The following is a 4,259-nucleotide window of genomic DNA, read 5'->3' on the forward strand; positions in this document are numbered from 1 at the left end:
AATGAATAACTTATCATAGATATTTTATCTTCTATTGTTGGATATAGATCTTCACCACTAAAAGTAGCAATACTTTCGTATTACTATCTTAGAGTTTAACTATACTTATAAAATCCCAAGCTTTGCGACAATCATAGCCTCGGCATATGTCTTTTTAGTAGCAGTTGCTTGGTTGCTACACTCATTTTCAGTTGGCATTGAGTAGTACCAACTCCCTTTTATTACTCGCTATATGGGAGTAGCGACAAATAAAAATCATTTTAACTCCAGTTAATTTAAAGCCTAAGCTTTACAGTATGTCTGGCTACTGCACTCTTTATTTATGCTGATAATGAGTAGTATCAACACCCATTTATACCTCGCTATCGGGTTAGCAAATAAATTTATAATTATATTTTATCATTTCTCAAAATCCATTACTAGTACAATTACTTCATAAAATCTATTAAAGCTAATGCTATACTATCTTTTTGTGATAGATTATTTTCTTTGCAGTAAGAAGCGAATTGCTCTAAAACATTTTTATATGTTCTAACTGACCTAGCTACAATTTCACCTTCAAGCTCATAGCTCCTAGTTGATATTTTATAATTCCTAGCAATAATTTTTAATATATTAATTTCATCTTCGGTAAGCTCTATTTTATTTTGTGTTACTGGTGTATTTCTTTGTGTTATAACACTCTGTGTTGTATTAGTGTTATTTTTATCTAACACATCTGTGTTTTTTTGTTTTGTAACACTTAATGTTATATCTGTGTTACTAATTAATTCATATTGCTTCAAATCCTTATTATACCTATAGTTTGCCCTATTTAATTTTTTTCTTAAAGTATCTTTTCCTACCTTCATTTCTTTTTCAATCTGTGCCGTAGACAATCCTTCTTTTAACTTTTTATTAACTACTTTAGCTATGTCCTCAATATCAATATTCATATAAACCCCTCCTGTAACACAATCTATTATTACTATAACACTATTATCATAAATTGCTTGTCGAAGAGTAGCCTTAACTATGAATATATATTAAAACTTCTAATAACCTATTAAGCTTGTATACTTTAAATATAGTAAAGACTTGACTTCAAGAGCCGAAGGCATAGAATACAAGGGAAACTAAGGGAGCCAGAAATAGACGCAGTTATTCCCTTATAAATAGACATATATATAATTATGTCTATCAATAAGGTAATAACTACATCAAGTTTTGAATACAAGGTTTAACCTCGGTCGCCGTCACTCTTTGCACCTTATCTGTTACGTGTTTTCACACCCATAAGCTTTCTACATTACGGTTCTATCCTAATGCTAATCTGCTTATGGTTCCCGAGCACCTATGCTCCTAGAACTCCCACACCTGACCTTTACGTTGTCATCACGCTCTTTCCCGTACGCCTAAAGATAAGGACTAGGACTATTGTACGGAGGTATTCTTTCTGCATTGGCAATACTAACCTATCATCTGTTTTAAGTGTTTTTTTGGCATGTCCCACTATTGCTCATTTTTTCAAGGTGAACAACAACCTTGTTTTGATTATTTTAGTTATAACCAACTGTTAATGCTCTTGTCATTAACTACATCTTCTTAATGATCTATATATCTAAGTTATATTTTTCTTTAAATTCTTCTCTACTTAAATCAGTTATATATGCTTTAACATTACGTGAAAATAGCTTTGCAACTATAAATGTTCTCATTCCTGTAACAAGCTCATATTCTCCATTCTCATTTTCCCTAACTGCTATTGGTGCTAATGATTTATACCTTCTATATTTTTTTATATTAAATATTGATATTCTTGAACTTAAATGTACTTCATCAACAATCTTAACTTTGTTTATATCCACCTCTTTAAAATCTTCTTCTGCAATTAATGTATACCATACCTCATTCTTATTTTTATTTTGTTTTAATATTGTTTCCATACTTTCTTCCTCCCCATTTTATTATTCTAAATATAAAAAAGCCTTTTAAGTAAGGTTTTACCATACTCAAAAGGCTTGAAATTTTCTTCTTTATCGGTTATCATATTGTTAGTAAATATGATACTTAGTAACGTTTGTTACTGTAAAAGAAGTTCTTTTCTAACGGCTTTCTTGGTACTGGAATACCTTGCAAAGTTTGGCTTATCTTTAAGGCTGGAACCTTATTGATAAGAGTTGAACAAGAGCTTTTTTTATTTAATTTTTTAAATTAGAAATTATTTGAAATATTTTTTTCCAATTAATTCGAAAATTGTCATTCTTAATTAAGTCTATTTTAATCGTTTTTTATAATATTTGCAAATAAAAAATACTATGTAGTAATTTCCATAGTATTTTTTATGTTTATTAAGTTCACTTTTGGATTATCTATATCCTATATCTGTATCATTTGATTTTGCTTTACTCTTTTTTCTCTCTTGTTGTCTTTGAGACTTTTCTTGTACTTGTTCATCATATCTCTTAATATTACTTATAGTCTTTATAGCCTTTTCAAACATACCTAGAATATCTTTAGCTCCACTATTTGTCTCTAATTTAAATTCAGCTTTTTTCTCTAAATAAATTTCATTAATTTTATCTATATCAACTTTGTTACCACAATATTCATTTACAGCCCTTATATCCCTAACCCCTTCAACTGTTATGTATTTAGATTGTGGGAACTGGTCTTTATATTCTGAATAAAACTCTCTACGTTCCTTTAAGTCTAGTATCTTATTACTTTTATTTAATATCTCTATCTGATTATTAATTCTCTTTAACTTCATATTTATTTCATCTATTTTATTCTCAATATCTTTTAATGTATCTTCTTTAACTAAAATACTGCCTTTATTTCTATATCCTCTTATCTCTAAAGCTCTTTCCTTACTCTCTATCCTACTTTTTAGATTAGATGCTCTAGTTTTATCTTTGTACCCACCAAATATATTCTTTGGTAGCTCTGCAAGTTCCTTTTTGTTTTCTTTAAGCTCCTTACTCCATTCTTTCATCAACTTAATATCTTCCCGTAAACTATAAGGCTCATATTTTAGATTACTCAATTCACTTCCAACCTCTATTTTAACACTATTTAGTTTCTCCTTAGAGGAATCTATCGCCTTGCTATCTAATGGCTTTTTAACTATATTCTCGGCCATTTCTAATATAGTCTTTTCTTCAGTAGTTACAAACCTATACTTTAATTTATCTTCTGCTTTAATCTCTTTAAATTCTGTAATTGCCTTTGTACTTTCTTCATCAATATATTCTAGCTTAGTATTTAATTCCTTAATTTCATTATTTAACTGACCTCTTTCTGATTGTAACCCTCTTTTTTCCATAGCACTTGCATGTGTACCCACATGAATTTGTGGCACTCTTTCTATGCCTTGCTCTGCAAGGGTTCTATGGTCTATTATTTCTTTAATTCCATTTCTTTCAAGAGTTTTATTTGCATATTTTGCCCATTGTTCTCTCCACTTCTCTAGGTTCTCTTTTTTATTCCAATCAACTGTATCTATCTTTCTTGATTTATACTCACCACTTTTTAACTTTATCTTTTCGCCCTTTTTATCTAAGATATATTCTTTCTTTGCTTTCGCTCCCCACTCTCCATTTTCAAAAGGTCGCATAGTCAACATTATATGAGCGTGAGGATTTCCCTTTTTACTATCGTGGATTGAAATATCTGCAACCATTCCTTGGTCTACAAATGTATCTTTTACAAATTCTCTTGTAAGCTCTATTTGTTTTTCTAGTGATAGCTCTTTAGGTAATGCTATATTTATTTCTCTTGCTAACTGACTATTTTTACTTTTCTCTATCTTCTCAACTTCATTCCATAAATTAGCTCTATCACTTGCCCATTCTGGTGCATTTAATGGAGTTAATATTTCTGTATATTCTATTCCAGTTTTCCTAGTATAATCGTGGACTTCTCCCGTTCTTTCATTCTCTAATTTTTCACCACTTCTATATGCTGATGAACCAACAGAAGAACTCCCATTACTTCTACTTATTATTTGAACTGAAAAATGATATATTGCCATAAATTACACATCCTAATTTACATAGGCTTAATGCCTATGTTCTCTATATTTTAGTGATAGCAAAAATATAATAATATGCAACGCATATTATAAAAAGCCTTCTGCAAGAACGTACACACCAGTATGGTGTATAAGTGCGCCCTTGTCTTTCAACTACGGGATTTTTATTTGACTTAATTTTACTACTAATTAACAAATATTACAATACTACTTTTATTATATTAACTTTAACAAATTCCGTAAT

Annotated in this window: 3 protein-coding genes; all 3 read right to left on the minus strand. The window is 29.8% G+C overall.

Annotation, left to right across the window (positions count from 1 at the left end; all coding sequences use genetic code 11):
• Window positions 1-428: 428 nt before the first annotated feature.
• Complete coding sequence (locus ACRC03_RS16710) at window positions 429-935, minus strand: hypothetical protein (protein WP_438653734.1); 507 nt, start codon at window positions 933-935, stop codon at window positions 429-431.
• 657 nt (window positions 936-1,592) lie between these two features.
• Entirely contained in the window at window positions 1,593-1,925 is a 333-nt protein-coding gene (locus ACRC03_RS16715; protein ID WP_438653735.1) for a hypothetical protein, read from the minus strand.
• Between the two features lie 422 nt (window positions 1,926-2,347).
• Window positions 2,348-4,015 (minus strand): MobQ family relaxase, encoded by a 1,668-nt coding sequence (gene mobQ / locus ACRC03_RS16720; RefSeq protein WP_438653736.1) that lies wholly within the window; start codon window positions 4,013-4,015, stop codon window positions 2,348-2,350.
• Window positions 4,016-4,259: the final 244 nt, after the last annotated feature.

This window comes from Romboutsia sp., from assembly GCF_051659545.1.
In the GTDB taxonomy this organism is placed as follows: Bacteria; Bacillota; Clostridia; order Peptostreptococcales; family Peptostreptococcaceae; genus JBOFOR01.